Origin of the sequence: Caulobacter sp. B11, assembly GCF_002737765.1 — a bacterium.
Classification (GTDB): Bacteria; Pseudomonadota; Alphaproteobacteria; order Caulobacterales; family Caulobacteraceae; genus Caulobacter.
The window spans coordinates 1-4,298 of sequence record NZ_PEGG01000252.1; the positions used below are offsets into that span (position 1 = coordinate 1).

Annotated in this window: 1 protein-coding gene and 1 pseudogene; both read left to right on the forward strand. The window is 70.7% G+C overall.

The genetic code is table 11. The annotated features are described in order from the left end of the window. A pseudogene (locus CSW58_RS10435) lies at positions 1-3,764 on the forward strand (alpha-2-macroglobulin); the annotation flags it as partial. Between the two features lie 87 nt (positions 3,765-3,851). Continuing rightward, positions 3,852-4,298: transglycosylase domain-containing protein (locus CSW58_RS10440; RefSeq protein WP_201721641.1), on the forward strand; the 447-nt coding region annotated here is incomplete at its 3' end.

Sequence of the window (4,298 nt, forward strand, 5' to 3'; positions counted from 1 at the left end):
AAACAGGGCATCGGCGGTCGCTCCGAATCCGAAGGCGGCCGGGCCGCCAAGGGCGAGATCGACGGCTATCTCTACGCCGATCGCGGCATCTATCGGCCCGGCGAGACCGTGCACCTGGCGGCCATGGTCCGCGACCGCGCCGCCAAGGCGGTGAACGACCGCAAGGGCTATATCCTGGTTAAGCGGCCGTCAGGGGTCGAGTTCAAGCGCTGGTCGTTCAGCCGCGCCGACGCCGGCTCGGTGCTGGCCGACATCGCCCTGCCGCGCTCGGCGCCGCGCGGCCGCTGGACGGCCGAACTGCATATCGAGGGTATCGAGGCTCCTGCCGGCGCCTACCGGTTCAGCGTCGAGGACTTCGCGCCCCAGCGCCTGGCGGTCACCGCGACCGGCCAGGACAGCCAGCCGATCGGCGCCGGCCAGGCGCGCAAGGTCGATATCTCGGCCCGCTTCCTTTACGGGGCGCCGGGCGCCGGCCTGCAGACCCAGGGCGAGGCGCGGCTGCGGGTCGACTCCGATCCGTTCCCGGCCTTCAAGGACTATCGGTGGGGCGACGACCAGACGCCTTTCGAGGAGAAGTATCTCGAACTGGGCACGACGGTGACCGACGGCGAGGGCCGGGCGGTGCTGTCGGTCGACACCGGCTCGGCGGCCGAGACCAGCCAGCCGCTGGTGGCGGCGGTGACGACCTCGGTCTTCGAGCCCGGTGGCCGTCCGGTGCGCGAAGGCCTGGACCTGAAGGTGCGGACCAAGCCGCTCTATTACGGCGTCAAGATCGTCCAGGGCGAAGCCGCCAAGGGCGACCCGCCCGTCAGCCTGGAGATCATCGCGGTCAACGCCGCCGGGGCCCGGGTGGGCGCGACCGCGACCTGGACCCTGGTCAGCGAGAACTGGAACTATGACTGGTTCCAGCAGGACGGCCGCTGGCAGTGGCGGCGCACCAGCCGCGACGCGGTGGTGGCCACGGCCCAGGCCAATATCGGCGCGGGTCAGCCCGTGCGGATCAATCGCCGGCTCGGCTGGGGCGACTATCGGCTGGTGGTCGAGGGGGCCGATGGGACTCGCACCGTCACCCGCTTCACCGCCGGCTGGGGCGCGCCCGCCAAGGAGGGCGAGGCCCCGGATTTCGTCCGCGTCACCGCCGGGACCAAGGCCTATGTCCAGGGCGACACGGTCGAGATTACCCTGAAATCGCCTTATGCCGGCCAGGCCCAGGTGGCGGTGGCCACCGATCGCCTGATCGACCTGAAGACGGTCAGCGTCGGCGAGAACGGGACCACCGTGCGCCTGAAGACCGACGCCGCCTGGGGCGGCGGGGCCTATGTGATGGTCACCGTCATCCAGCCGCGCGACCCGGTGTCGTCGCCCAAGCCCAAACGGGCCCTGGGACTGGTCTATGTGCCGCTCGATCCCAAGGGCCGCAAACTGACCGTCGACATCGGCACGCCGGTCAAGCTGGACTCCAAGCAGCCCGTCGAGGTGCCGATCAAGGTGGCCGGCCTAGGCTTTGGCCAGCGGGCCAAGGTCACGGTCGCGGCGGTCGACGAGGGCATCCTGCGCCTGACCCGCCAGGACAGTCCCGATCCGGTGAAATGGTACTTCGGCAAGCGGGCCCTGACGCTGGACTATCGTGACGACTACGGTCGTCTGCTCGATCCCAATCTCGGCGCACCGGCCAATGTCAATTTCGGGGCCGACGAACTGGGCGGGGCCTGACCACGACGCCGATCAAGACCGTGGCCCTGTGGTCGGGCGTGGTCGAGACCGGCCTGGACGGCAGGGCGGTGATCAAGCTGCCGGCCGCCGAGTTCAACGGCGAACTGCGGATCATGGCCGTGGCCTGGACCGACGCCGCCGTCGGCTCGGCCAGCAAGGCGATGACCGTGCGCCAGCCGGTGGTCGCCGACCTCAACCTGCCGCGCTTCCTGGCCCCCGGCGACAAGCCCACCGCGACGCTGGAGCTGCACAATATCGAGGGCAAGGCCGGGGCCTATACCGCCACGGCGACCTCGTCGGGCGGCATCGGTGTGGCCTTCAAGAAGGTCATCACCCTGATCCTCGGTCAGAGGGTGGCCGAGAGGATTCCCTTCCTGGCGCCCACCGTGACCGGCGTCGGCAAGATCGGCTTCCAAGTGTCGGGCCCCGGCTTCAGCACCGCCAAGGACTATCCGATCCAGACCCGGCTGGGCTGGGGCGACGTGGTGCGCACCACCACCGAACTGCAGCAGCCCGGCGCGACCTATACCCCGGACTACCTGCTGCTCTCGGGCCTGGCGGCCGGCGACGTGACGCTGCAGGTCAGCTATTCGCCGTTCAAGGGCTTCGACCCGGCGGCGATCGCCGTGGCCCTGCAGCGCTATCCCTATGGCTGCACCGAGCAGCTGATCTCGACCGCCTATCCGCTGCTCTACGCCCAGAGCCTGAGCAGCGACCCCAAGCTCAAGCGCACCCCGGCCGCCCTGGCCGGAGCGGTGGGCAAGCTGCTGGATCGCCAGACCCTCGACGGGGCCTTCGGGCTCTGGCGCGTGGGCGACGGCGAGGCCGACGCCTGGCTGGGGGCCTACGCCACCGACTTCCTGGTCGAGGCCAAGCGCCAGGGCGTGGCGGTGCCGGACGAGGCGCTCGACAAGGCCATGGCCGCCATGCGCCAGATCAGCCGTCCCGACGGTTGGGCCTCGGTCGCCTATCGCCTGGAATACCCCGAATGGTGGTCGACCACGCCGGAGTTGTCGAAGAAGGCGACCGAGCGCATGCGCCGCCGGGCCAGCGCCTACGCCCTCTATGTGATGGCCAAGGGCGGCAAGGGCGACCTGGCCCGTCTGCGCTGGTGGCACGACGTCCAGATGAAGGACGAGGCCCAGCCGATCGCCATGGCCCAGGTCGCCGCCGGTCTGGCCCTGATGGGCGACCAGGCCCGGGCCCGCTCGGCGATGCGCCAGGCGGTCAAGGCCCTGGGCTATCGCGACGACGCCGACTGGTACCAGAGCCCGCTGCGCGACCTAGCCGCCGTGACCGCCCTGGCGGTCGAGGCCGGCCAGATGGACGTGGCCAAGGGTCTGCAGGGCCGGCTGGAAAACGTGGTCAAGGATCCTGACGCCCTCAACACCCAGGAACAGGCCGCGGTGCTGCATGCAGCCCACGCCCTGCTCAAGGCGGCCGGCCCGATCACCATCGACGCTCAGGGGGCCATGGCCCTGCCGCCGGCCGGCGGCGCGCCGCGCTGGGCGGTGGGCAAGCTGGCTGACGCCCGCTTCACCAACCGCGGCAAGGGCGCCCTGTGGCGGACGGTCAGCGTGCGCGGCACGCCGGTCGCGGCGCCGGGGCCCGAGTCCAACGGCCTGTTCGTCGGCAAGCGATTGTTCTCGATGACCGGGGCGGCGATCGACCCGCTGTCGATCCGCCAGGGCGACCGGGTGATCGTACTGGTCTCGGGTCGGTCGATGCAGGCCCGCTCCATGGCCCTGGTCGTCGACGACGCCCTGGCCGCCGGCTTCGAGATCGAGACCACCCTGGGGGCCGATGACGCCCAGAACGGTCCGTTCAAGTTCCTCGGCGAGCTGACCAGTCCCGACGTCCAGGAAAGCCGCGACGACCGCTACATCGCGGCGCTCGACCTGGAGGGCAACAAGGCCTTCGCCCTGGCCTATGTGGCCCGTGCGGTGACTCCGGGTGAGTTCTTCATGCCCGGGGCCGTGGCCAAGGACATGTATCGCCCCGCGCTCAATGCCCGGTCCGACTCGGGCCGGGCGACCATCTCGCCGGGGGATGACCGGACCCGTCCTCCCCCGCGGACCGCGGGGGAGGACGATTTCGGGACGTGTGGCGCAAGGTCTTAGTCGAAGCGATTTGAGTTGATCATTCCAGTCCCCCGCTTCACCCGTCTGCTGGTCGGCCTGATCGCGCTGCAGGCGGCGCTGCTGCTGATCAGCGCGCTGCTGCCGCCGGACATGGCCCGGGCCCGGCGCTCGTCGCCGGTGGTGCTGGACCAGCGCGGGGGCTGGCTGCGGGCCCTGCCGGTCGAGGACGGGCGCTGGCGGGTGCGAGCCGACCTGACCCGCACTGATCCGGCCTTTCAGAAGCGGCTGATCGCCATCGAGGACGCCCGGTTCTTCCTCCATCCCGGCGTCGATCCCCTGGCGGTGGTCCGCGCCTTCGGCTCGGCGGTGGCCCATGGCCGCCCGACCTCGGGGGCCTCCACCCTGACCATGCAGACCGCCCGCCTTCTGGAGCCCAGGCCCCGTAACCTCGGATCCAAGCTGATCGAGATGGTCCGGGCGGTGCAGTTGGAGGCCCGGCTGACC